Here is a 24,005-nt window from a genome sequence, read left to right as displayed (position 1 = left end):
CGGAATGACGGGGAATTCATCATGGTGACCTTCTACGGCAAGACCTTCGCCTCGCGCCTGCTGATCGGCAGCGCGCTCTATCCCTCGCCCGCGATCATGCAGGCCGCGATCCGCGCCTCCGGCGCGAGCATTGTCACCGTGTCGCTGCGCCGCGAATCCGCCGGCGGCAAGACCGGAGACGCGTTCTGGAAGCTGATCCGCGAGCTTGACGTCACCGTGCTGCCGAACACCGCCGGTTGCCGCAGCGTGCGCGAGGCGGTGACGACGGCAAAACTCGCCCGCGAATTGTTCGGCACGTCCTGGATCAAGCTCGAAGTGATCGCCGATAACGACACGCTGCAGCCCGACGTCGTCGGCCTGGTCGAGGCCGCCAGCATCCTGATCAAGGACGGCTTTGAGGTGTTCCCCTATTGCACCGAGGATCTCTCGGTCGCCAACCGCCTGGTCGATGCCGGCTGCAAGGTGGTAATGCCATGGGCAGCCCCCATCGGCTCGGCCCGCGGCATCACCAACCGCGACGCGCTGAAACTGCTGCGCGAGCGGCTGCCCGACACCACGCTGGTGGTTGACGCCGGCTTAGGGGCGCCCTCCCACGCGGCCCACGCACTGGAGCTCGGCTACGATGCCGTGCTGCTCAACACCGCGATCGCAAAGGCCGCCGACCCGGTTGCGATGGCCAACGCCTTCCGTCTCGGCGTCGAGGCCGGCCGCACCGCTTACGAAGCCGGGCTGATGGACGCCCGCGACTTCGCCTCCCCCTCCACCCCTGTCGTTGGGACCCCGTTCTGGCATGCCGTATCCTGATCCTTTCTATCCCGTCGTCGACAGCCTCACATGGGTCGAGCGCCTGACGAAACTCGGCGTCGGCACCATCCAGCTGCGCGCGAAAGAGCTGAACGATGCCGACGCGCTGCAGATCGTCACCGATGCGCTGGCGATCACCAAGGACACGCAGGCCAAGCTGGTCGTGAACGACTATTGGCGCGCCGCGGTCGTCGCCGGCGCAAAATATCTGCATCTCGGCCAGGAGGATCTGGCGGATGCCGATCTCAAGGCCATCCGCGAGGCCGGGCTGTCGCTCGGCATCTCCACCCATGACGACGACGAGCTTGCGACCGCGCTCAAAGCCAAACCCGACTACGTCGCGCTCGGCCCGATCTTCTTCACCACGCTGAAATCGATGCGCTTCGAGCCGCAGGGCATTCCAAAAATCACCGAATGGAAAAAGCGCATCGGCGATATTCCGCTGGTCGCGATCGGCGGCATCAAGTTCGAGCACGCCGCGGAGATTTTTGCCGCAGGCGCGGATTCCATCGCCGTGGTTTCCGACGTCACGCAAAATCCCGACCCGGATGCGCGCGTGCGGCAATGGCTCGACCTGTCGAAGGAGGCTGCGTGATGATCGCTCCGCTCTCACCACCCGTCATTGCGAGCGAAGCGAAGCAATCCAGGAACTTTCCGCGAAGGCGGTCTGGATTGCTTCGTCGCAAGGGCTCCTCGCAATGACGGAGCAAGAATTCACCGCAGTCGCGCCAACGCACGCAGAACAGAATTAACCGGAGAATCCCCATGAACATCCGTTCCAACCCCGACAAGACCGTCCCCGCCGTCACCACCGGTCCCCTTCCCTCCTCGCGAAAAATCTTCGCGACGCCCGACGCCGCGCCCGACCTGCGCGTGCCCCTGCGCGAGATCATCCTCTCCGAAGGCGCCGGCGAGCCGAACCTGCCGGTCTACGACACCTCGGGTCCCTACACCGACCCGAGCGTGACCATCGACGTCAACGCCGGCCTTGCGCGCAACCGCAAGCAATGGGTGCTGGAGCGCGGCGGCGTCGAAGAATATGACGGGCGCCAGATCAAGCCGGAGGACAATGGCAGCGTCTCCACCGACAAGGCCGCGCGCGCCTTCTCGGCCTATCACAAGCCGCTGCGCGGCCTTCCCGGCCACAAGATCACGCAGCTCGAATTCGCCCGCGCCGGCATCATCACCAAGGAGATGATCTACGTCGCCGCCCGCGAAAATCTCGGGCGCAAACAACAGCTCGAGCGCGCGGACGCCGCGCTCGCCGACGGCGAGAGCTTTGGCGCATCGGTGCCCGCCTTCATCACGCCGGAGTTCGTGCGCGACGAGATCGCGCGCGGCCGCGCCATCATCCCCTGCAACATCAACCATTCCGAGCTCGAGCCGATGATAATCGGCCGCAACTTCCTGACCAAGATCAACGCCAATATCGGCAACTCGGCGGTGACCTCTTCGGTCGAGGAAGAGGTCGAGAAGATGGTGTGGGCGATCCGCTGGGGCGCCGACACCGTGATGGACCTCTCGACCGGACGCAACATCCACACCACGCGCGAATGGATCTTGCGCAACTCGCCGGTGCCGATCGGCACCGTGCCGATCTACCAGGCGCTGGAGAAGTGCAATGGCGATCCGGTCAAGCTGACCTGGGAGCTCTACAAGGACACCTTGATCGAGCAGTGCGAGCAGGGCGTCGACTATTTCACCATCCACGCCGGCGTGCGCCTGCAATACATCCATCTCACCGCCAGCCGCGTCACCGGCATCGTCAGCCGCGGCGGCTCGATCATGGCGAAGTGGTGCCTGGCGCACCACAAGGAGAGCTTCCTCTACACGCATTTCGACGAAATCTGCGACCTCATGCGCAAATATGACGTCTCGTTCTCGCTCGGCGACGGCCTGCGGCCCGGCTCGATCGCGGATGCCAATGACCGGGCGCAGTTTGCCGAGTTGGAGACGCTCGGCGAACTGACGAAAATCGCGTGGGACAAGGGCTGCCAGGTCATGATCGAAGGCCCCGGCCACGTGCCGATGCACAAGATCAAGATCAACATGGACAAGCAGCTCAAGGAGTGCGGCGAGGCGCCATTCTACACGCTTGGACCGCTGACCACCGACATCGCGCCGGGCTACGACCACATCACTTCAGGCATCGGCGCTGCCATGATCGGCTGGTTCGGCTGCGCCATGCTGTGCTACGTCACGCCGAAGGAGCATCTCGGCCTGCCCGATCGCAACGACGTCAAGACCGGCGTCATCACCTACAAGATCGCCGCCCACGCGGCCGACCTCGCCAAGGGCCACCCCGCCGCGCAACTGCGCGACGACGCCCTCTCCCGTGCGAGGTTCGAATTCCGCTGGACCGACCAGTTCAACCTCGGCCTCGATCCGGACACCGCAAAGAGCTTCCACGACGAGACCCTGCCCAAGGAAGCCCACAAGGTCGCCCATTTCTGCTCGATGTGCGGCCCAAAATTCTGCTCGATGAAGATCACGCAGGACGTGCGGGATTATGCAGCGACGCTGAACGATCCGAACAGCGTGGGGATGTCGATGGCCGGCACGGTCGAAGACGGCATGGCGAAGATGAGCGAGAAGTTCAAGGAGATGGGATCGAGCGTGTATCTGGATGCGGAGAAGGTGAAGGAGAGTAATCGGGTGTTGTAATTCTCCGCTCGTTATGCGCGGGCTTGCTCGAGCATCCATCAGGAGCGAGAAGCCGGGCGAAAGCTCGGCTTCTTTTTAGAGCGCAGCGTAGCCAGGGTGACGTCCGGGATTGACAGCGGCCCGGATGTCGCTGACGCTCTGTGCAACGCTAAGGTTGGTCGATTTGCCCACCCCTACCCTCCACCGCCTCCCCGACCAGCTCCGTCCCAATCTCCGCCTCGTCTTCGTCGGCACCGCCGCCTCGACGCGCTCGGCTGAACTCGGGCACTACTACGCCCATCCCGGCAACCGCTTCTGGCGCGCCATCCATGAGGCCGCGATCACGCCGCGGCGCTATCAGCCGAGCGAGTTCGCATCGCTGCTCGCGCTCGGGATCGGCTTCACCGATCTCTCCAAGTCGGGCGCCGGGATGGATCACCAGATCGCGGCGGAGACGATCGACGTGCCGGGCTTCAGGGCCAAGATCGAAAAGTATCGGCCGCGGACGATTGCGTTCACGAGCAAGAAGGCGGCGAGCTTGTTTTATGGCCGGCCGTCGGCTGCGATTGCGCTGGGGCGACAACCGCGCGATGCCAGCCTGCCGGAGGTCTTCGTGCTTCCCTCGCCGTCCGGTGCGGCGTCCGGGCATTGGACGATCGAGCCGTGGCGCGAGCTGGCGGCGTGGATCGATCGCGCGCACTGAATAGTTTCCTCGCGGAACGCCTCCGCTCTCGTGTCCCGGGCAAGCGGAGCGCAGACCCGGGACCCAGAGGCTCCGGTACGGATCCGCCATGGGCCCCGGCTCTGCAGCGCATCACGCCGCAAAAAGCGGCGCGCTGCACCGCGTCCGGGGCACGCCGCCACTCGCCTTGCGCTAGCCTGTCGGAAACTGCGTCGGTCGTTCGTCCTCTGGAAACAGACCACCCCGGAGCCTACGCATGCCGCCCACCATCACCGCCTTCGAAAACTCCCCCGACCGCGGCCGGGGGCAGGCGCGCGACATGCGGGTGCGCTGGGCGCTGGAGGAGGTCGGCCAGCCCTACGATGTGCGTCTTGTTTCATTCGAGGCGATGAAGGCACCGGCGCACCTTGCGCTGCATCCGTTCGGGCAGATCCCGACCTATGAGGACGGCGATCTCGCGCTGTTCGAGTCCGGCGCGATCGTACTCCATATCGCCGAGCGCCACGATGGCTTGCTGCCGAAGGATGCGAATGCGCGGAGCCGTGCGATCGCGTGGATGTTTGCCGCACTCAGCACGGTGGAGCCGCCGATCGTCGAGCTCGCCATGGCGATGCTGTTCGAGCGCGACAAGAGCTGGTACGCGGAGCGCCTGCCCATGCTCCAGGACCGGGTCCGTGTCAGGCTCGGCGAATTGTCCCGCCACCTCGGCAGTGCCGACTGGCTCGACGGCACGTTCAGCGCCGGCGATCTCATGATGGTGACGGTGCTGCGCAGGCTGAACACATCGGGCTTACTCGACGAATATCCTGCCGTTGCCGCCTATGTCGGCCGCGGCGAAGCGCGGCCGGCTTTCAGGCGGGCGTTCGATGCGCAGCTTGCGGTGTTCAACGCTGCGTCGCGACCGTAGGGTGGGCAAAGCGAAAGCGTGCCACCAACTGTTTTGTATTGTGCTGACACCAATGGTGGGCTCGGCGCTTGCGCGCCTTCCACCCTACGGCACCTCGCCTACCGCATCGTGATCGCAAGCCCGCTGAGATCTGCATTCGCCATCAACCCGACCTGCTGGCCGGTCAATTCCAGCACCGCGCCCTTCTGGTTTGTCAGCACGATGGCACGGGCGCCGCGGCCGACGGCAAGGCCGGCACCGGCGGCGCCGTAGACGCCAGCCACATCCGAGGGACGGTTGATGTTGGAGACCCGGCCGCGCAGTACGGTTTTCGAGCCGCCGAACACGAGGCCGTAATCGAGGCCGCCGGTGGAGAGCCCATAGGTGCGGCCGCGGAAGCTGAGCGCGCCGCTGCCGCCCGAGCCGCCGATGATCCAGCCCGCCTTGTAGATCGTCAGCGTCACGAAGCCGCTGTCGGCCCGTGCCGCAGTCGCGAGGCCGGCCAGGGCGATGATGGCGACCAGCGCGGCGCGGAAGGTGGATGCGAACTTCATGGGTGTCTCCGGGGGGCTATTTTTCAGGGGGATCGAATCAGACGCAGCGAATCTATCCGATCGATCGCGGCGGCAACATGATGGGAGCAGACGTGACGTGCAAGATGCAGCATCCAACTGTCATCGCCCGCGCAGGCGGGCGATCCAGTATTCCAGAAGCGGTCATGGTTGAGCCGAGAGGCCGCGGCGGCCGCCGAAGCTTTAGCGAAGGCGGCAAGCCGGGGCATGACGGTGGAGTTTGAAGCTACAGGGCATTGTCGCCATGATGCCATTCTGCCAGTGTTTTGCCCGACGGGTCAACGATTATTTCGGACTTCCCGAATACATTGACACGTCTCGGCTTTTCTACTGTGCATGGGGTTGTTTTCGCATATTTTGTTTTGAGCGGCCCCGGCCTGCCGCTACGCTCGTGAAACACGAGAAAACCGACCGAGGTGATCCATGCCGATTCAGCATTTCGCGCCCCCGCCGCACGTCAAGGCGCCGCCGCTGTCCTTTGCCACGCGCGTCGGCGACCTCCTGTTCGTCTCCGGCATTCCCGGCTTCGATGCCAATGGCACGCTGCCCGATGGGTTCGAGGCGCAGTTCGCCAACGTCGTCGTCAACATCAGACGCGTGCTCGACGAGGCCGGCGCGACCATCCGCGACCTCGCCAAGGTCAACGTGCTCTTGACCCGCGCCGCGGACGTTGCCGCCATGAACGCGCTCTATGCCGGCGCCTTCGGCCCGCCGCCCTACCCCGCGCGCACAACTTGCGTGGTGCAGGCGCTGCCCGATCCGAAGATGCTGATCGAGATCGAAGCGGTGGCATCGCTGTCGAAGTGAGCCGCACGAAGTGCGTGTGACTTGCCGGGCACGCGGCCAAACCAAATGCCCGGCGCTGTCTGACATGTCCGTGAACGGCCGCTCCCCGGCTTGCCAAGAACCTGCTTTTACCGCACGAATTTTCGCGTCACACACTTCCCCCACAAGGAGATACTTCATGCGTCGCGCACTCGCGCTCTGTGCCGTTGCCGGCATCGCTTCTTCCGTGTTCGCCGTGCCCGCTTCGGCGAAGGCCGGCTATTACGTGATCCGGTGGGACAACACCGGCATCTGCCAGGTCTGGAACGAGGACCTGCAATACAAGCCGTTCCAGTTCGGCGTGTCGACCTACAAGGTCGTCAGCAAGCCGCTCCCGACCTTCCAGGCCGCCTCCGACCTCCAGATCAAGCTGCGCTCGGAGCGCCGCTGCACGCTCTGAAGCTGACGCAACGGACCGGGCTTGAAGGGCGGATCGCAGGAGCGATTCGCTCTTTTCTTTTCGGAAGAGGCTCACGTTTTCCGGGCCAAATTCACGCATTTTCCCGCGTGTCCGCTTTGAACCCGATCGGCCGGCGGACCTACTCACATCTTGTCCGGGGCGTATGCCAAAAACGTCCCGCACCGCCCCTCCCCGTCATTGTCGGGAGGCGCATCCCATCTTTCATTTGAGGAGCTGATCATGCATCGTATTTCCGTGCTCTGCGCTGCCGTCGGTCTTGCCGTCACTGCGTTCGTCGCTGCGAGCCCTGCCGAGGCCGGCTATCACCTGATCCGCTGGCAGGACACCGGCTTCTGCCAGATCTGGGACGAGAGCATCCCGACCATGCCCTGGCCTTCCGACTATGCCCGCGTCAGCGCGACCGTCCCGACGTTCGGCGATGCGTTGATGGTGAAAGATCAGGCGCTCAGGAACGGCCATTGCACCTGGTAACGATTCGATCGGCGGACGAAGAGCCGTGCAAGGACGCCAGCGTTCTTGCCCGGCCGTTTTTTTTGCGTGAACGTGAGCTGACCCGCTCTCACGCGTCCTTGTGTGCACCCGGATGAATCAGGATGTCGCGCGCGGCGGCGAGGTCGATGAAGGCTTGCGCGCTGCCGCCATGGTCGGGATGCATGCCCTTGGCAGCGCGGCGATAGGCCCGGTTGATATCGTCGCAAGTGAGCTGCACGGCGAGCGGCAGGCCGAGAACCTTGCGGGCGCGATCCTCGCTCGACAGCTTCTTCGGCATGGCATTGCGGCGACCGAAGCGCGGCGCGGTCAGATCATGAATGACATCGAGGACCACACCGACGCGGCGCTGGGCCGCCAGCGTGACGCTGTGATCGTCGTTGTCCGCGGCCTGGCGCAGCACCGGCAGCGCCTGCTCCGCCGCCCGGCGCAGCGTGACGTCGCTGCTCATCCGCGCGATCTCGGTCACCAAGCGGCCCGCCTCGGCCCAATCGGCAGACTGCGCCGACCGCAGGCGCTCGAGCGCCAGTTTCCAGGATTCAAGCCGTTCCATCATGCGCGCAACGTTTAGCAATCAAGATCAGTATGCCAAGGCCGCCGTTTCCGACCCCTTAATTTCGAGTTAGCTTTTCGTGAAACTTCGCAAAGAAATCGGGAGGAAACTGTCATGGCATTGCTCGCAAACCACATCGCCGTGGTCACCGGCGCCGGTTCCGGCATCGGCCGGGCGATTGCGGCCGGCTACGCGCGGGAAGGCGCGCAAGTGGTGCTGCTCGACGTCAATGCCGACACGGTGGCGGAGGCCGCCCAGGAGATCCGCAAAGCTGGGGGCAAGGCCGAGAGCTTTGCGCTGGACGTGACCAGGCGCGAGGATTGCTTCGCGCTGGCACAGCAAATCGCCGACAAGGTCGGGCAGGTCTCGATCCTCGTCAACAATGCCGGCATCACCCGCCGCAACGCCTTCACCGCCGAGACGGAGACGGTGGCGAAGGATTGGAACGACATTATCTCACTCAATCTCAACGGCGTCTTCAACATGACGCAGGCGTTCCTCGCGCCCTTGCGCGCGAGCAAGGGCCGCATCGTCAATATCGGTTCGATCCAGTCCTTCGTGCATCTGCGCACGCCGAGCTCGGCGGCCTATACCACCTCGAAACACGGCGTGCTCGGCTTCACCAAGGCGCTCGCGGTCGAGCTCGGCAAGGAAGGCGTGCGCGTCAACGCGATCGGGCCCGGCTTCATCGAGACCAACATCAACGCCAATGTGCGCGCGACCAATCCGGCGCTGGTGCAGGCCTTCGTCGATCACACCCCGCTGGCGCGCACCGGCAAGCCCGAGGACATCGTGGGACCGGCAATCTTCTTGGCCTCGGATCTGTCGGCCTTTGTCACGGGAACGATCGTGATGGTGGACGGCGGATATCGGACGGTGTGAACGAGGGACCAAGCTGCATCCATATACGCGCTGTCACCGCCCGCGCAGGTGGGCGATCCAGTATTCCAGAGAGTCTGATGTCTCACGAGGTGCCGCGGGGTACGGGATCGTCCGCTTTCGCGGACGATGACACGGTGTGTGACGCGAGATCGACCCGCATCAGCTCCCATCCCGCGCCAATCGCGGCGGCTTCGCGGCATTGCTGAGGTCAATTGGTGCGATCGTCCACGGTTAACCTTTCGTTAACCAAACCCGACCACCGTACATCTACAGCTTGGGGGTCGTTTGTTCTCGATCCGCTTCCAATGATGGAAGCGGGCGTTGATCGGGGAGTATGTTGATGACCACTGTTCATGTCGCCGCGTCCCAGCCGGACGCGCAATTCCTTGCACCCAACCAGATCGTTCCGTTGCTGATCGGCGCGACCGTCGACGAAGTCGAGCGCGAGCTCGTGCTCCAGACCCTGGCGCGCTGCGACGGCAACCGCACGCGTGCCTCGCGCGTGCTCGGCCTGTCGGTGCGCACGCTGCGCAACAAGATCCGGCTCTATGCCGCCTCCGGAATCGACGTGCCCGCCTATCAGGATTAGTGCGCGGTGCCGATTGATGTTGGCCGATCCCGTGCGAGACGCGGGCGGAATTGCTGCTGTCGTCAAACGCCGCTAAGTAGCTTGCTTCCGTGACAGGGAGCAGCGGCGTGGCAGACGATCAGGGACGACGGCAGGGACCTCAGGGACCGCGCGGGCGGCAGGGTGAGCCGGGACGGCCGGGACCACAGGGTCATCCGGGCCGGCGCGGCCCCGACGGCGCGCGCGGCAAGCCGGGTCCGCAAGGCAAGCCGGGGCCGATCGGAAAGGCCGGACCGCCAGGCAAGCCTGGTCCGCAAGGCAAGCAAGGCGAAGCCGGTCCGCGCGGACCGGCCGGCGCGCAGGGGCCTGTCGGACCGCAGGGGCCGGCGGGGCCGCAAGGCCCGCGTGGCGAGGCCGGACCGCCCGGCCAATTGCCGTCGGTCGAACAGGTGCTGCCGTGGCTCGAGCAACTCTTCGACGCCTGGGACGAACGCCGCCGCCAGCGCGAGCATGAAGCCGCCGAGCGCGAGGCGCTGGAGGCCGCCGTGCAGGAGCCTGACGAGCCGATCGCCGATGACGGAAGCGACGACGGCGAAGACGAGGTCGATAGGAAAAAGAAGAAAAAGAAGAAGCACGGCAACAAGGGTTAGCAGACAGCCTATTCTTTGTTTTCGCGTCGCGGCAGCATGCCCATGCGCTCGAACTGCCAGCGCATGGCGCGATACCAGAGATAGCCCACTGCGGCGCCGCACAGGGCGAGGATGATCATGTTCATGCTCGAGAAGGAGCCGCCCCACCACATCATCCAGGCAGTCCACAGCACTGTGAGGACGATGGCACCTGCTTTCAGAGGAAGAAGGGGGCGGCTCATGATCCTGCTCCGGGCTGTCGAAATCCCGGCGGTCATCATCGCGCAGTAGGATTCTTGCTTCCGTGAGCCAGATCACGGAATGGGCTATCGGGAAAACCTATCCGAACCGCAGCCGCGAGCGCTCCTTTGCCTTTTCCGCCTCGACCTCGCGGTCGCGCGCCGGCGCATGGGTGTGCAGCGAGGCCAACAGCCGCCGCGCCGCCTCCGAGACTTCCGCCACCGCGCGTTCGAACACCTCCTCATTGGCCTGCGATGGCTTGTTGAAGCCGGACAGCTTTCGCACGAACTGGAGCGCGCTGGCGTGGATCTCGTCCTCCGTCGCCGGTGGTTCGAAGTTGAACAGCGTCTTGATGTTGCGGCACATGCAGTCTCTCCGGATATATCCCCAAGGACGGTTGGCAACGGCGAAATCCTACATCCTTCCCCGCACTTCTGTTAAGTTCCGCGGCAACGCGGCCGCCCAATACGTGCCGCATGGGGAGAGAAACATGAAAGCTTCTTGCGCGGCCTTGTCGGCCGTTCTGCTTTCCATCTCAACGTCAGCATGGGCAGCCGACTATCCGGCGCCCAACCAAGGCGACTGGATCGCCAGGGATTTCAAGTTCCACACCGGCGAGACCATGCCGGAGCTGAAGCTGCACTACACCACCGTCGGCGAGCCGAGCGGCCAGCCCGTGCTGGTGCTGCACGGAACAGGCGGCTCGGGCGCGAGCATGCTGGCGCCCGCCTTTGCCGGCGAGCTGTTCGGCCCAGGGCAACCGCTCGATGCCTCCAAATACTACATCATCATTCCCGACAGTATCGGCCATGGCAAATCATCAAAGCCGTCCGACGGCATGAAGACGAGCTTTCCGAAGTACAATTACGACGACATGGTCGAGGCGCAACATCGCCTGGTGACGGAGGGCCTCGGCGTCAAGCATCTGCGGCTCGTCATCGGCAATTCGATGGGCGGCATGCACACCTGGCTATGGGGAGAAAAATACCCGAGCGCGATGGACGCGCTGATCCCGATGGCCTCGCAGCCGACCGAGATGGCCTCCCGCAACTGGATGCTGCGGCGGATCATGCTCGACACCATCCGCAACGATCCCGATTACAATGGCGGCAATTACACCAGCCAGCCGCGCATGATGAAATACGCCATCACGGCCTATGGCATCGCCAGCATCGGCGGCACGCTGGCCTATCAGCAGCAGGCGCCGACAGCAGCGAAGGCCGACAAGATCGTCGACGATCGGCTCGCGACGCCGATCACTGCGGATGCCAACGACTTCGTTTATCAGTGGGAATCCTCGCATGACTACAATCCCGGGGAGAAGCTGGAGCAAATCGAAGCCCCGCTGCTTCTGATCAATTCCGCCGACGACGAGCGCAACCCGCCCGAGACTGGCATTACGGACGCTGCGATGAAGCGGGTCAAGAACGGTCGGCTCTTCCTGATCCCAGCGAGCACTGAGACGCGCGGCCACGGCACCACTGGCAATGCGAAATTCTACAGCGAGCAGATCCGGCAATTTCTGCAGACGGCGCCGCAGCGGACGATGTAGGAGCGGCACACGCGCCGTCATCTCGCCAGGCATCATAGGCAGGGCCTCGACGCCGCATATGATTTGAGCAATGCATTGCGCTGACAGCTCGGTTAATCGCGCCGACGATACGAATCGACGCGCGGGACAATCGCGCCTTTCGTCGGCGGGTGCGGTTTAGCGCGATGGATTTCGTTGGCTGGAGGCGCCTGATCGGGCAGCTTGAGGCAAACCAGAAGCGGAGGCATGCCGTTGACCGATCTTTGCGCCGAAGACCTCGCAACCATCTATGCCAAGCCATCGCCGCGCGTCATTGCGAAAGCGCGGCCCGCGATCGATGCGCATGCGAAGAAATTCATCGAGATGTCGCCGTTCTGCGTGCTCGCGACATCGGGAGCGGACGGCAGCGTCGACGCTTCGCCCCGCGGCGGCAGCATCGGCTTCGTCCACGTTGCCGGTCCCAACCAGCTGTTGATGCCCGATCGCTCCGGCAACAACCGGATCGACAGTTTTCGCAACGTCGTCGAAGGCTCGGGCTTCGTGCACCTGTTGTTCTTCGTACCAGGGATCGACGAGACGCTGCGCGTCGGCGGACGCGGCACGTTATCGGCTGATCCGAATCTGGTTGCCTCGATGATGGAATTCGGCAAGCCGCCGCGCGCGGTGCTGAACGTCGCCGTCAGCGAGGTCTATTTCCACTGCGGCAAGGCGCTGATGCGCTCGAAGCTATGGTCACCGGAGAAGGTGCAGCGCTCGGTGATGCCGAGCATCGTCGAAATCATCCACGAGCAGACCAGCCTCGGTGAGCCGCAGAGTCAGGAGATCGTGGAGGAGCTCTACAAGACGCAGCTGTAGCTGGCGCGACCGGTGTCGTCCCGGCGAAGGCCGGGACGACAGTGGGGAATGCAGCGCTAACGCGCCAGATTAATGCCCCTCGCCTTCGAGCCCGCCGACGTGCTTCTGCGTGTAGAGTTCGATGCCAATACGGCCGATCAGGTCGAGCTGGGTTTCGAGGAAATCGATGTGGTGCTCCTCGTCGCTCATCAGCTTCTCGAACAGGTCACGCGTGACGTAGTCCTTGACGCCATGGCAGTAGGTCGCCGCTTCCTGGTAGAGCGCCCGGGCGCTCATCTCGGCGGCGAGGTCGCATTCGATGATCTCCTTGACGTTCTGGCCGATGCGCAAGGGATCGAGCACCTGCATGTTCGGAAAGCCGTCGAAGAACAGAATGCGCGCGGTGAGCTTGTCGGCATGCTCCATCTCCTCGATCGACTCCTTGCGCCAGACCTTGGCCATGTCCAGCAGGCCCCAATTGTCGAGGAAACGGTAATGCAGCCAATACTGGTTGATCGCAGTCAGTTCGTGACGCAGTGCCTTATTGAGATATTCGATGACCTTTGCGTCGCCCTGCATGGTTCACTCCAGCTCTTGCAGTCCAAATCGGCCCTAAACCGAATTTAGAATGTTTCTAAATGAGTTTGCGGGCGAGGGCAACCGGCTAGTGGGCACGCAGCCGGGGGGAAAAGCTCAGCAGACCATATGGAAGGTTTCAGCAGGCTGCGAGCGCGAACTGAGCGGGTTCGACCGTCTCGTCGTTGGCGGCCACAGTGTGGCTGTGCGGACAGCCGGCACAGCAGGATTGGGCACAAGGACCAAGCGCTTCGTCGATGATGGTTTTGATGGTCCGGGCACAGCGGCCGCATTCGGCGTTACAGCCGAGGCACCCATAAACCTGCTTGGCATGGCGCACGGCGTCGTCGGACTCGGCGACGGCGGCGCGGATGTCGTCATCGCTCAGCACGTTACAAGAACAAACGATCATGGAAGCGGCAGGCCCTTCGGTGATGCGTCAACATCGATATTTAAGGGGGCGGCCGGATGCAAAAGGAAAAATCGGAATTTGAAGCTATTCCAAACTGGCTCGCAACGGCCTAGAACGGCTCTAAAATAGGGCGTTGCGCTGGATCAAGATTGCAGCGGACCTAGTCGCCGCCACCGCCTCCCCCGCCATCGCTGCCGCCCCCGCAATCCCCGCCGCTGCCGCCGCCATCGCTGCTGGAACAGCTGCCGCCGTCAGTCGAGCTCCCCGAACTGTCACTGGAAAACCAGCTTCCCAGCGAGAAGCCGTCGCTCGTCCCCGAGTAGCTATCGCCGCTGCTACTGCCTCCATCGCTAGCGGCTGCTGCGCGGGACCGGCGTCCGCGGTTCTGGAGATATGTGATCCAGCCGTAGCCGATCGCGAAGACGATCCCGGCCGCAATCAATGCATTTGCCAACGCGTTGCTCATCATCGCCTCGGAGCTGCGGTCCATACCAATTGGTCGTACCCGGCAAGGGCGCCGTTCATTGATCATTCAAGCGAAGTATGGAACTCTGCCCCCAAAGAGTTCCGCATGATTGTGCGAAAGGTCAAGCCAATGAAGAAGTCGCTCGTGGCAGCCGCTGCCATCGTCACTCTGGTCCTGACGGCCGGAGCACCCGCCCATGCGCAACGCGGCGTCGCTGCGGGCGTGGCGGCCGGGATCATCGGCGGCGCCATTGTCGGTGGCGCGCTGGCATCTCCGTATTATTACGGACCTGGCCCCGGCTATTACGAGCCCGGCTACTATCCGCCCCGCTACTACGCTCCGGGCCCGGGCTATGTCGCCGACGACTATTACGGCGGCGGGTGTGTCTGGCAGAAGCAGCGCTTCTGGGACGGCTACGCTTGGCGCGCCCGCCGCGTCAGGGTCTGCGGCTGAGTCGCCGTGAACCGGTTCATTACGGAGGCGCCGTTCATCTTGGAGCCTGAAAAAGACCGCTTTTTCTCGTCACAGCTCCGTGTGCGTTTACCGTGGATTGACCATTTGCGCGCTTCCTAGCCCAACGGTCAATTCCATCAGAGTGTGCGTGAACCTTTGAAACCCGGGCGCCTCTAACAAGGTGAGCCCATCTCCCAGGAGAGCCCTGAGCATGAAGAAGACTTTAGTTGCTGCCCTCACGGTTGCGACAGTCGCCGGTTCGCTGGTGACCGCGACACCGTCCGCGAAGGCGCATGATGGCGTCGGCGCCGGCATCGCGGCCGGCCTGATCGGCGGCGCGATCGTCGGCGGCGCCATCGCGTCGAGCCGTCCCGCCTATGGCGGCCCCGTTTACGTGGCTGAGCCCCCGCCGCCCGCGCCCTGCTACTGGCGGCGTGAGCGGTATTGGGACGGCTACGGCTGGGTCGTCCGCCCGGTCCGCGTCTGCTACTGATCCGATCGCGTGGCGCTCAGACGCGCCGCGAACGAAGCCCGGCCGAGCATCTCGGCCGGGCTTTTTCTTTTGCTGCGCTATCGCGCAGCCTGGATCGAGCGCAGCACCTCTTCGTTCGGCCAGCAATCGACCTTGAGGCCCGCCGACTTCTGGTAGGCACCGAGCGCGGCGCGGGTCTGCATGCCCGCCTTGCCGTCGATCTTGTCCTTGTAGAGCCCGATGCGCGTGAGACCGCGCTGCATGGTCTCGACGTCCTTGGTGCGCAACTGCTTCGAAGCTGACCAGGGCGTTGCGAAAGGCAGCGGGCTGGTCATGCGGTCACTGAGATGGCCGACGAACAGCACGTAGAGATCGGAGAAATTGTACTCCTTGATGACGAAGTAGTTTTTCGTGGTCAGGAACGACGGGCCGTAGATCCCTTCGGGCTGGAGCAACGAGGCCGGCTGCGCCTGCTCGGCCGCGCTGAGTTTCTGCCCGCGCACCGGCACGAAGCCTTCGCGCAGCCACTGGCCGATCGGCTTCGTCACCTCGGGCACGCCGGTGGTGCAATCGAGCTTGGCCGGCGCCTGCACCTCGTAGGCCCAGCGCACGCCACTTTGCCAGCCCTTGTTGACGAGTTGCTGCGCGGCGGACGCCAGCGCATCCGGCACCGAATGCCAGATATCGATGCGGCCGTCGCCGTCGAAATCGACGCCGTGCTTGTAATATTCGGACGGCAGGAACTGAGTGAGGCCGGTCGCACCGGCCCAGGACGAGCGCATGTCCTTGCGCGTCACCACGCCCTCGCCGAGGATCTTCAGCGAGAGGATGAACTCGTTGCGGTACTGATCCTTGCGGCGTCCGACATAGGCCTGTGTCGCCAGCACGCGGACGAGATCGTAAGGCAGCGTGTAGCGGCCGTAATCGGTCTCACGGCCCCAGATCGCGAGCATGACGGTCGCAGGTACACCGGATTTCTTTTCGATCTCGGTCAGCGCGGTGCGATATTTTTGCAGCAGCCGCTGCCCCTCGCCTGCAAGCCGTGCGATTGAGGCTTCCTTGACGTAGTCGGCGGGCACCTGCACGAACTCGGCCTGCGACGGCGCACCGGTGGCGGGCCGACCCGGCAGGATCAGATCGGGCAGCTTGTAGTCGGGCTCGAGCCCGCGCGTCTGTTCCTCGAAGGTCGCGCGCGAGACGCCGGCGGCCTGCGCCTCGGGCCACAGCGAGGTGATGAACTGTGTGAAAGCTGCGTCGGCGGCGCGGGCGGGCGACAGGCCACAAGTGACAGTGATCACCGCAGCGATGAGCGCCCGCCACATCATGCCGGAATCACCGCGTCAGCTTCTTGTACTTCACGCGGTGCGGAATGATGCTGTCCTGGCCGAGTCGGCGCATCTTGTCCTTCTCGTAATCCTGGAAGTTGCCCTCGAACCATTCGACATGGCTGTCGCCCTCGAACGCGAGGATGTGCGTCGCGATGCGGTCGAGGAACCAGCGATCGTGGCTGATGATGACAGCGCAGCCGGCGAAATCCTCCAGCGCCTCTTCGAGCGCGCGTAGCGTATCGACGTCGAGGTCGTTGGTCGGTTCGTCGAGCAGCAGCACGTTGGCGCCGGACTTGAGCATCTTGGCGAGGTGCACGCGGTTGCGCTCTCCGCCGGAGAGTGCGCCGACCTTCTTCTGCTGGTCGGCACCCTTGAAGTTGAACGCCGAGCAATAGCCGCGCGAGTTCACTTCCTTCTTGCCGAGCAGGATCAATTCGTTGCCGCCGGAGATCTCCTCCCACACGGTCTTCTTGCCGTCGAGCGCATCGCGCGACTGATCGACATAGCCAAGATGCACGGTCTCGCCGACCGTGATCGTGCCGGAGTCCGGCTTCTCCTGGCCCGTGATCATCCTGAACAAAGTGGTTTTGCCGGCGCCGTTGGGACCGATGACGCCGACGATACCACCTGGCGGCAGCTTGAACGTGAGGTCGTCGATCAGGAGACGATCGCCGAAGCCTTTGCTGAGCCCCTCGAAATCGACCACGTTGGCGCCGAGCCGCTCGGCGACCGGGATGATGATCTGTGCGGTCTGGGTCTGCTTCTCGCTCGCCTTCTTGAGCAACTCCTCATAGCGCTGGTAGCGCGCCTTGGACTTGGCCTGGCGCGCCTTCGGCGAGGAGGCGACCCATTCCTGCTCGCGGGCGAGCGTCTTCTGATGCGCGGCGTCCTCGCGGCCTTCCTGCTCGAGGCGCTTCTGCTTCTGCACCAGCCACGACGAGTAATTGCCCTCATAGGGAATGCCGCGGCCGCGGTCGAGCTCGAGGATCCAACCCGTCACGTTGTCGAGGAAATAGCGGTCGTGGGTGACGATCAGGATCGCGCCGGGATAATTGCGCAAATGCCCTTCGAGCCACGACACGGACTCGGCATCGAGATGGTTGGTCGGTTCGTCCAGCAGCAACAGCTCGGGCTGGTCGAGCAGCAGCTTGCATAGCGCGACGCGGCGGCGCTCACCGCCGGAGAGTTTCGTCACATCGGCATCGTCGGGCGGGCAGCGCAGCGCGTCCATGGCCTGGTCGACCTTGCTGTCGAGGTCCCAGAGGCCCTGGACCTCGATCTCGTCCTGGAGCTTGGTCATCTCGTCCGCGGTCTCGTCCGAATAATTGACCGCGAGTTCGTTGTAGCGGTCGAGAATCGCCTTCTGCTTGGCGACGCCCTGCATGACGTTCTCGCGCACAGAAAGCTTGGGATCGAGCTGCGGCTCCTGCTCGAGATAGCCGACGCGGGCGCCTTCGGCGACCCAGGCCTCACCGGTGTATTCCTTGTCGAGGCCGGCCATGATCTTGAGCAGGGTCGACTTGCCCGAGCCGTTGACGCCGAGCACGCCGATCTTGGCGTCCGGGTAGAAGCTCAGATGAACGTTATCGAGCACCTTCCGGGTCGGGTAGCTCTTGGTCAGGCCCTGCATGAAATAGATGAACTGGCGCGCCATCGGTCCCGTGAAACCTTCGATTTGAGGAAATTTGCTGCCGCCGATGTAGCGATCCCGCCCCCAAAGGGCAATGTTTTCCGTCCGTTCACCACGGTTGAATACGGAACGGACACCATCCGGCCACCGATCCGGACAATTGAAACCATCTTTTAATAAATCAGGCCAAAGCTCGGTGTCGCGCGGAAACAGCGCCACCCGCTCAGAATGAACGGCGAGCACAGCGAGACAGCGTCATGGCCATGATCGAGACCAACTCTCTCCCTGGTCCGGCAGACGCCGGGCAGGTCTCCGGATTCGTTTCGGAGATCCAGAGCTTCTGGAAGCGCTTTTTCGCCACCGCCTTCAACCCGTACCGGCCCGAATTGCACTATATGCGCGGCCCTGGCCCGGCCTGGCGCGCCAAGCACGGCATGGATGCGCCGTTCCGCCTGAAGCCCCGCGACCTCTGAGCCTGCCCCCAACGATTTTTTGAAGACGTCAGCTGCTTGCGCGCAGGCATGATTGCGCGCAACCATGGCCCGGCTCCGACGAGGGCGCCCCCTCGCTCGCGCCGTCACCTCTCGCCATGGATGAAATGCTGATGACGCGGCTGCGCTGTGCAATTCTCGACGATTATTTCAACCTCGCCCTCGACGTCGCCGACTGGCCAAAGCTCTCCGACCGCGTCGATGTCACCGTGTTCAGCCACCCATTTGCGTCCGAGCAGGCCGCGGCGAGCGCGCTGGCCGACTTCGAGATCATCTGCGCCATGCGCGAGCGCACGGCATTTCCGAAGAGCCTGCTCGACAAGCTGCCGAAGCTGAAGCTGCTCTTGACCTCCGGCATGCGCAACGCCGCCATCGACATGGAGGCCGCGAAGGTGCGTGGCGTCGCCATCGGCGGCACGCAATATTCGCGCGATCCGACCGCCCCGCTCGCCATGGGCCTGATCCTGGAACTGACCCGCGGCATCGGCCGCGAGAATGCGCGCATGCATGCCGGCGAGCCCTGGCAGACCTTTGCCGGCATCGAGATCGAGGGACTGACGCTCGGCATCGTCGGGCTCGGCAAGCTCGGCAGCAAGATGGCAGGGATCGCCAAGGCGTTCGGCATGAACGTGATCGCCTGGAGCCCGAACCTGACGCCGGAGAAGTGCAAGGAGGCCGGCGTCGGCTACGCCAGCAAGGATGAGCTGTTCGCGAAAGCCGACATCGTCACCATCCATGTGGTGCTGAGCGAGCGCTCGCGCGGGCTGGTCGGCCGCGCCGATCTCGCGCGGATGAAGCCGACCGCCTTCCTCGTCAACACCGCGCGCGGGCCGATCGTGGACGAGCAGGCGCTGCTCGAGGCCTTGCAGCAGAGGAAGATCGCAGGCGCCGGCTTGGATGTGTTCTCGGTCGAGCCGCTGCCGGTCGATCATCCCTTCCGCAAGCTCGACAACCTCGTGTTGACGCCGCATCTCGGCTACGCCACTGCGGACGGCCTGCGCATCCATTACGGCCAGATGGTCGAGGCGATCGACGCCTTCACCAGGGGCGGCAAGCTGCCGCGCAAGCTGGCCTGAAACGCCATGAAATCGGGATGATCATCGCTCGCTGCAAGCGTTGTTGAGCATGATCTCAGGCCGCCGAGCGCTGGCCGGCGGAAGAGCTTGCGGCGTCGGCAAAGCCATCACGCCAGGACGGGTGTGCCGGCAGCCAAGCCAGTTCGCGCTTGGCCTTGGCGTTGGAGGCGCCGCGCACCTCGGTCATCATCGCCGTCATATGCTCGCCCGCAAGCAGCCGCCCGAGCCATGCGGGCACGTGAAGCGGCGGCTTGGCACCGAGCAATTCGGCGAGCGCCGGCAGCCAGTCCCTGACCAGGGCCGGACGGTCGTCGACGATGTTGTAGATCTCGCCCGCGCGTCCGCGCTCGATGGCGGCGACCGTCGCAGAGGCGGCATCTTCGGTGTGAATGAATGACCAGTAGCCACCGCCATCGCCGATCACCGGCACGCGCCGGCGACGAAGCTGCTCTCTCATCTGCGGCGACAGCGTGCCGGTGTCCGGGCCATAGAAGAATCCATAGCGCAGCACGATCCCTTCGGGCGCAGTCGATGCCAGCACCGCGCGCTCCAGGTACTGGATAGCTTCCAGGGTGCGGCGAAGTTCCTGCGGCGGATTGGGGTCAAGCTGATCCGCTTCTGTCTTGATCGCTCCCCCGTCGGGGCTGAAGGTCCAACCGCAGAAGCTCTGGGCAATGAAGCGCTTGGCGCCGGCCTCGCGCGCGGCCGCGAGCAGAATGTCCGTTCCGCGAGTGCGCAACTCGTTGGTTCTCGCGAACGCGCGATCGAAATGCCGCAGGTCGGTAGCTGCGGCGAGATCGGTCATCTCATGGATGACCACGTCCGGCCGTGCCGCCTTTACGGCCGCGCGCATGCTCCCCGCATCGAGACCATCAGCAACGACGGATTCGGCACCAAGCTCCTCGAGAAGGCCGGACTTCGCGGCGCTCCGGGTTGAGGCGATGACCGAATGACCGGTGGCGACAAGGAGGGGGACGAGCTTGCGACCGACGGCACCGGTGGCGCCCGCAACAAAGATTCGCATCTTGTGTTTCTCGCATTCGTGGCAACCAGCCGGGACGTAGTTGACCCCGGCCCGGATTCAAGCGAGCGAACGTGCGGACGCGGCGGAAAGGATGCGTCAAATGATTACGGCGCGTGGCCGAAGCGCACGCGCCGTTTCTCGATCGATGTTTGAGCGATCGGCCTAGCGCACGGTGACCGGCGCAGGCAACGGCGGCACCACCGTCGGCTGCGTGCCCGGGACGGGACCGGCCTGGGCGGCCATCGGAGCCGGACCGGCAGCACCCGGCGTCGGCGCAGCGGATGCGGTCGCCGTTCCCGGCGGCGGGCCGCCCGGCAGCACCACCACGCGGGTGCCGACCTTGACGCGGTCGAACAGGTCGGAGACGTCCTCGTTCAGCATGCCAATGCAGCCGGAGGAGACGAACTTGCCGATCGTCGAGGGCTGGTTGGTGCCGTGGATGCGGTAGACGGTCGAGCCGAGATACATCGCGCGGGCGCCGAGCGGATTGCCGGGGCCACCGGCCATGAAGCGCGGCAGATAGGGCTGGCGCTCGATCATTTCGGTCGGCGGATGCCAATCCGGCCACTCGGCCTTGCGGGTGATCTTCTGCACGCCGGTCCAGGTGAAGCCGTCGCGGCCGACGCGGACGCCGTAGCGGATCGCGCGGCCGTTGCCGAGCACGTAATAGAGGTAGGTGTGTGGCGTATCGACCACGAGCGTGCCGGCCGGCTCCTTGGTCTGGAACGCGACTTCCTGGCGGCGCAGGTTCTGAGGCAGCTGCGCGGGAGCAGCATCCGGCTGCTCCTCGGGCGGTAGCGACGCGATCGTCATCGGCCGGCCATCGGCGCCGACGGGCGGCTGGCCGGCCTGGACCGTACCGGTCGCGGCGGGACCACCAACGGCCTCCGGCGGACGCAGGCCGTCATTGGCCGGTGCCTGGCCCGGACGATTGGCATAGATCACCGGCGGCGGACCGGCGGGCCGGCCGTAACGGGGATCGTCGGGCGACATCACGGGGCCTTGGGGCGGCGCTGCCGAGTAGACCGGCGGAGCGCCGGCCGGGCGGCCGTAACGCGGATCATCCGGCGACATCACCGGGCCCTGCGGGGCGGCCGAATAAACCGGCGGCGCGCCGGCCGGACGGCCGTAGCGCGGATCGTCCGCCGGTCCGGGCGGCGGCAGCGAGGCCTGCGGCATCGCGTCGTCGTCTTCGTCCAGGGCGTCGAAGTTCGGCGTGCGATCGCCCGGACGATATTCAGCCGGAGGGCCATAGCCCGGCGCCTGCTGGACCGGATAGCTCTGAGCTTGAGCGAGCGAGGTTCCCGCCGCAGCGACTGTCGCGGCAGCGCATATCGTCAGAAAGTGTTTGATCATCATCGCTCTTGTATAGTCCCCAAGCCCGATCGGACCGTTAACGGCCAGATGACGGAAGATAGCGGCACATTCAAGACGTATCAGGCTCATTTGCGCCGGATTTGCCGATTTGTGATCCGCAAGACTACCGTTGCCCCGTTGCATCACGGGGGCGGAAATCGCATCGCGCCGTCAATTGCCGCGGTGTTCGGCCTCGAATTTAACGAAGCGATGCCGAGCGTTGCGATATGGTCGAATCAGCCTGATTCGTCACCTTTTGAGCTCCGATCCCGGCGTGGCGAACGCGGCACTCAGTACCGTCACCGCGTTCAGATGGCTCTTGGGCCCTGGCCATTTGGTCGCCGGGGCGGAAATTCGCAACCCCTCGATGCTTCCCGGCTTTCGCTTCCTGTTTGCCGCGATCCTGCTGTCAACCTCCATCCTGGTGTTCGGCCTAGGGGCCGCCGCGCTGCTGCGGGCGAGCCATGAGCAGTATGTCAGCAGCCCCTCCTGGCGAAACGGCCCGCAGGAGAAGGTGTTTGCGCAGGCGCCAGAGCCGGCTCAGCCCGTGCTCGCGGTCTTACAGGCGGAGCCGGAGATCACCGCCGATCCCGCACCCTCGGTGCGCGACCAGGTGCCGACGATCGGGCTGCCGGTGAGTGAGCCCGAGCCGCTGGTCGCAGCAACGAGCGAGACCGACGTTCAGCCGGAGGTCACTGAAGCCGCGCCCCAGGCCCAGGCTCCGACCGCCGAACCCCTCACGGCCGAGACCACGCCGGACGCCGCAGCGCCGGCTCCCACCGACACGCTCACCCCTGCCGACACCACGGCATCGGTCCCCGAGACGCAGCCGGCCGCTGCCGTAACAGTCAGCGAGCCGCCGGCTGATTCCAGTGTTGCCTTTGATTCCAGTGTTGCCCTGACCTCCTCGGCGCTCGCTGTCGCCGCGACCAAGAGGGCCGCGGTAGACGCCCCGGCGACGACGGCGATGAAGGATGCCCCGGCGAAGCCCAAGGCCGAGGGCAACAAGACGGGGAGCAGCGCCTCCGACAGCAAGGCGACCAAGCGCAAGGCGAAGGTCACGAAGCGGCACCGCGTGGTGCGGCGCCCGCCGCCTCAGCAGTTGCAGCAACAGCTCGATCCGTTCGGACAGCGGCAGACGCTCGCAACAACGGTCACACGCACCCGCCAGTAAGGTCACGCCGGCCCGGTCGCGATCGGCGGGCCGCCGGCCTGGCCCCATTCCGACCACGAGCCGTCATAGAGCGCGGTGTCGGTGATTCCCAAGCGATAGAGCGCGAGCGTCAGCACGCCTGCCGAGACGCCGGAGCCGCAGCTCGTCACGATCGGCGCATCCAACTTGACGCCGGCGGCGGTGAAGGCGGCGCGGAGCTCGTCAAGCGGCTTCATGGTGCCTGTTTCCGCATCGAACAACAGATTATAGGGCACGTTGCGGGCGCCGGGAATGTGGCCGGAGCGGATGCCCGGCCGCGGCTCCGGCGCGCGGCCCTCGAAGCGGTCGGCGGCGCGCGCGTCGATCACCTGCTCGGCCCGGCTTTCGACATTGGCGATCAGCTGCTGCATGCTGCGCACGCGCTTTGCATCATAGCTCGCCTTGAATGTCGCCGGCTTCGGCTTCACCTCGCTGCTCTCGACCGGACGGCCCTCAGCGCGCCACTTCTTCAGGCCGCCATTGAGGATGCGCACATTGCTGTGGCCGTAAGACAGGAACATCCACCACGCGCGCGGCGCCGCGACCCAGCCGCCGGCATCGTAGATCACCACCGTATCGGCATTGGAGATGCCGAGATTGCCGACGTCGCGGCCGAACTGCTCGGCGCTCGGAAACATGTGCGGCAACGGGTTCGAATGATCCGACACCGCATCGACGTCGAAGAACACAGCGCCCGGCAGATGCGCGGCGAGATAGTCGTCCTTCGGCAGCGGCAGCACGCCGGGCAGCTTGAAGCTGGCGTCGAGGACCTTGACGTTGGTATCGTCGATGTGGGCGGCGAGCCATTCGGTGGAGACGAGGGGGTCGGTGGCGGTCATGCGAGGTCCTTCCTTGTGGTCATTCGGGCGCGCGTCGCGCGAGCGAGGACGATGCAGCGTCTCCGCTGTCATCGCCCGGCTTGCCGCCTTCGCCAAGGCTTCGGCGGGTCGAGCACTCCTATGGGCCTCGG

The 24,005-nt window shown here is 64.7% G+C and carries 29 protein-coding genes; 18 read left to right on the top strand and 11 right to left on the bottom strand.

Features of this window, described 5'->3' with window-relative positions; genetic code table 11:
- Positions 1-21: 21 nt before the first annotated feature.
- The 5 genes from IVA92_RS29130 (at position 22) to IVA92_RS29110 (ending at position 5,036) form a co-directional block, all read left to right on the top strand.
- Positions 22-804 (top strand): thiazole synthase, encoded by a 783-nt coding sequence (locus IVA92_RS29130; protein ID WP_247278422.1) that lies wholly within the window; start codon positions 22-24, stop codon positions 802-804.
- Positions 791-1,399, top strand: coding sequence for a thiamine phosphate synthase (locus IVA92_RS29125; protein WP_247278421.1), 609 nt, complete (start codon positions 791-793; stop codon positions 1,397-1,399). The genes IVA92_RS29130 and IVA92_RS29125 overlap by 14 nt, the downstream gene beginning before the upstream one ends.
- Positions 1,400-1,569: 170 nt before the next feature.
- A complete protein-coding gene (gene thiC, locus IVA92_RS29120; RefSeq protein WP_247278420.1) occupies positions 1,570-3,468 on the top strand; it encodes a phosphomethylpyrimidine synthase ThiC in 1,899 nt (632 codons plus the stop codon).
- A 124-nt stretch (positions 3,469-3,592) separates the two neighbouring features.
- Positions 3,593-4,150: a mismatch-specific DNA-glycosylase gene (locus tag IVA92_RS29115; protein WP_247278419.1), complete on the top strand. Its 558-nt coding sequence runs from the start codon at positions 3,593-3,595 to the stop codon at positions 4,148-4,150.
- Between the two features lie 235 nt (positions 4,151-4,385).
- Entirely contained in the window at positions 4,386-5,036 is a 651-nt protein-coding gene (locus IVA92_RS29110; RefSeq protein ID WP_247278418.1) for a glutathione S-transferase family protein, read from the top strand.
- Between the two features lie 98 nt (positions 5,037-5,134).
- On the opposite strand, the gene IVA92_RS29105 is transcribed toward IVA92_RS29110, so the two are convergent.
- A complete protein-coding gene (locus tag IVA92_RS29105; RefSeq protein ID WP_247278417.1) occupies positions 5,135-5,569 on the bottom strand; it encodes a hypothetical protein in 435 nt (144 codons plus the stop codon).
- A gap of 441 nt (positions 5,570-6,010) precedes the next feature.
- Here IVA92_RS29105 and IVA92_RS29100 point away from each other — a divergent pair, with 441 nt between their 5' ends.
- The 3 genes from IVA92_RS29100 (at position 6,011) to IVA92_RS29090 (ending at position 7,304) form a co-directional block, all read left to right on the top strand.
- Positions 6,011-6,394, top strand: coding sequence for a RidA family protein (locus tag IVA92_RS29100; RefSeq protein WP_247278416.1), 384 nt, complete (start codon positions 6,011-6,013; stop codon positions 6,392-6,394).
- 157 nt (positions 6,395-6,551) lie between these two features.
- A complete protein-coding gene (locus tag IVA92_RS29095; protein ID WP_247278415.1) occupies positions 6,552-6,812 on the top strand; it encodes a hypothetical protein in 261 nt (86 codons plus the stop codon).
- 240 nt (positions 6,813-7,052) lie between these two features.
- A complete protein-coding gene (locus IVA92_RS29090; protein ID WP_247278414.1) occupies positions 7,053-7,304 on the top strand; it encodes a hypothetical protein in 252 nt (83 codons plus the stop codon).
- An 88-nt stretch (positions 7,305-7,392) separates the two neighbouring features.
- On the opposite strand, the gene IVA92_RS29085 is transcribed toward IVA92_RS29090, so the two are convergent.
- The gene (locus IVA92_RS29085) at positions 7,393-7,878 is read right to left on the bottom strand and encodes a J domain-containing protein (RefSeq protein WP_247278413.1); all 486 of its coding nucleotides are present in this window, start codon (positions 7,876-7,878) and stop codon (positions 7,393-7,395) included.
- 111 nt (positions 7,879-7,989) lie between these two features.
- On the opposite strand from IVA92_RS29085, the gene fabG reads away from it, so the two are divergent.
- From fabG to IVA92_RS29070, 3 genes are all read left to right on the top strand, one after another.
- On the top strand, positions 7,990-8,757 hold the full coding sequence (gene fabG / locus IVA92_RS29080; protein WP_247278412.1) for a 3-oxoacyl-ACP reductase FabG: 768 nt from the start codon (positions 7,990-7,992) through the stop codon (positions 8,755-8,757).
- Between the two features lie 340 nt (positions 8,758-9,097).
- Positions 9,098-9,346: a helix-turn-helix domain-containing protein gene (locus tag IVA92_RS29075; protein WP_247278411.1), complete on the top strand. Its 249-nt coding sequence runs from the start codon at positions 9,098-9,100 to the stop codon at positions 9,344-9,346.
- Between the two features lie 107 nt (positions 9,347-9,453).
- Entirely contained in the window at positions 9,454-9,975 is a 522-nt protein-coding gene (locus IVA92_RS29070) for a collagen-like protein (RefSeq protein WP_247278410.1), read from the top strand.
- Positions 9,976-9,983: 8 nt separating this feature from the next.
- Here IVA92_RS29070 and IVA92_RS29065 read toward each other — a convergent pair whose 3' ends face one another.
- Entirely contained in the window at positions 9,984-10,196 is a 213-nt protein-coding gene (locus IVA92_RS29065) for a hypothetical protein (RefSeq protein ID WP_247278409.1), read from the bottom strand.
- Between the two features lie 97 nt (positions 10,197-10,293).
- Positions 10,294-10,560, bottom strand: a complete 267-nt coding sequence (locus IVA92_RS29060; protein WP_247278408.1) for a DUF2277 domain-containing protein — start codon at positions 10,558-10,560, stop codon at positions 10,294-10,296.
- A 124-nt stretch (positions 10,561-10,684) separates the two neighbouring features.
- Here IVA92_RS29060 and IVA92_RS29055 point away from each other — a divergent pair, with 124 nt between their 5' ends.
- Positions 10,685-11,746, top strand: a complete 1,062-nt coding sequence (locus IVA92_RS29055; RefSeq protein WP_247278407.1) for an alpha/beta fold hydrolase — start codon at positions 10,685-10,687, stop codon at positions 11,744-11,746.
- A 231-nt stretch (positions 11,747-11,977) separates the two neighbouring features.
- Positions 11,978-12,580 carry an MSMEG_1061 family FMN-dependent PPOX-type flavoprotein gene (locus IVA92_RS29050; protein ID WP_247278605.1) on the top strand — a complete coding sequence of 201 codons (603 nt, stop codon included), beginning with the start codon at positions 11,978-11,980 and terminating at the stop codon, positions 12,578-12,580.
- Positions 12,581-12,649: 69 nt separating this feature from the next.
- Here IVA92_RS29050 and bfr read toward each other — a convergent pair whose 3' ends face one another.
- Both bfr and IVA92_RS29040 read right to left on the bottom strand, forming a co-directional pair.
- The gene (gene bfr, locus IVA92_RS29045; RefSeq protein ID WP_247278406.1) at positions 12,650-13,138 is read right to left on the bottom strand and encodes a bacterioferritin; all 489 of its coding nucleotides are present in this window, start codon (positions 13,136-13,138) and stop codon (positions 12,650-12,652) included.
- A gap of 136 nt (positions 13,139-13,274) precedes the next feature.
- Positions 13,275-13,547 carry a (2Fe-2S)-binding protein gene (locus IVA92_RS29040; protein WP_247278405.1) on the bottom strand — a complete coding sequence of 91 codons (273 nt, stop codon included), beginning with the start codon at positions 13,545-13,547 and terminating at the stop codon, positions 13,275-13,277.
- A 595-nt stretch (positions 13,548-14,142) separates the two neighbouring features.
- On the opposite strand from IVA92_RS29040, the gene IVA92_RS29035 reads away from it, so the two are divergent.
- Complete coding sequence (locus IVA92_RS29035) at positions 14,143-14,466, top strand: hypothetical protein (protein WP_247278604.1); 324 nt, start codon at positions 14,143-14,145, stop codon at positions 14,464-14,466.
- A 211-nt stretch (positions 14,467-14,677) separates the two neighbouring features.
- Positions 14,678-14,959, top strand: coding sequence for a hypothetical protein (locus tag IVA92_RS29030; RefSeq protein ID WP_247278404.1), 282 nt, complete (start codon positions 14,678-14,680; stop codon positions 14,957-14,959).
- A 77-nt stretch (positions 14,960-15,036) separates the two neighbouring features.
- Here IVA92_RS29030 and IVA92_RS29025 read toward each other — a convergent pair whose 3' ends face one another.
- Entirely contained in the window at positions 15,037-16,263 is a 1,227-nt protein-coding gene (locus tag IVA92_RS29025) for a lytic murein transglycosylase (protein ID WP_247278403.1), read from the bottom strand.
- Between the two features lie 7 nt (positions 16,264-16,270).
- On the bottom strand, positions 16,271-17,920 hold the full coding sequence (gene ettA, locus IVA92_RS29020; RefSeq protein ID WP_247278402.1) for an energy-dependent translational throttle protein EttA: 1,650 nt from the start codon (positions 17,918-17,920) through the stop codon (positions 16,271-16,273).
- Between the two features lie 233 nt (positions 17,921-18,153).
- On the opposite strand from ettA, the gene IVA92_RS29015 reads away from it, so the two are divergent.
- Positions 18,154-18,369: a hypothetical protein gene (locus IVA92_RS29015; protein ID WP_247278401.1), complete on the top strand. Its 216-nt coding sequence runs from the start codon at positions 18,154-18,156 to the stop codon at positions 18,367-18,369.
- Between the two features lie 131 nt (positions 18,370-18,500).
- Positions 18,501-19,463, top strand: coding sequence for a D-2-hydroxyacid dehydrogenase family protein (locus IVA92_RS29010; protein WP_247278400.1), 963 nt, complete (start codon positions 18,501-18,503; stop codon positions 19,461-19,463).
- A gap of 55 nt (positions 19,464-19,518) precedes the next feature.
- Here the strand turns inward: IVA92_RS29010 and IVA92_RS29005 are convergent, their stop codons facing one another.
- On the bottom strand, positions 19,519-20,487 hold the full coding sequence (locus IVA92_RS29005) for an NAD-dependent epimerase/dehydratase family protein (RefSeq protein ID WP_247278399.1): 969 nt from the start codon (positions 20,485-20,487) through the stop codon (positions 19,519-19,521).
- A gap of 162 nt (positions 20,488-20,649) precedes the next feature.
- Positions 20,650-21,843, bottom strand: a complete 1,194-nt coding sequence (locus IVA92_RS29000) for a L,D-transpeptidase (RefSeq protein WP_247278603.1) — start codon at positions 21,841-21,843, stop codon at positions 20,650-20,652.
- A gap of 367 nt (positions 21,844-22,210) precedes the next feature.
- On the opposite strand from IVA92_RS29000, the gene IVA92_RS28995 reads away from it, so the two are divergent.
- Positions 22,211-23,017 carry a hypothetical protein gene (locus tag IVA92_RS28995; RefSeq protein WP_247278398.1) on the top strand — a complete coding sequence of 269 codons (807 nt, stop codon included), beginning with the start codon at positions 22,211-22,213 and terminating at the stop codon, positions 23,015-23,017.
- 2 nt (positions 23,018-23,019) lie between these two features.
- On the opposite strand, the gene sseA is transcribed toward IVA92_RS28995, so the two are convergent.
- Positions 23,020-23,874 (bottom strand): 3-mercaptopyruvate sulfurtransferase, encoded by an 855-nt coding sequence (sseA, locus tag IVA92_RS28990; protein ID WP_247278397.1) that lies wholly within the window; start codon positions 23,872-23,874, stop codon positions 23,020-23,022.
- Positions 23,875-24,005 lie beyond the last annotated feature (131 nt).

This window comes from Bradyrhizobium sp. 154 (assembly GCF_023073875.1).
In the GTDB taxonomy this organism is placed as follows: Bacteria; Pseudomonadota; Alphaproteobacteria; order Rhizobiales; family Xanthobacteraceae; genus Bradyrhizobium.
The sequence above is the reverse complement of the archived record's forward strand: the minus strand, read 5'-3'. Positions and strand labels throughout refer to the sequence as shown.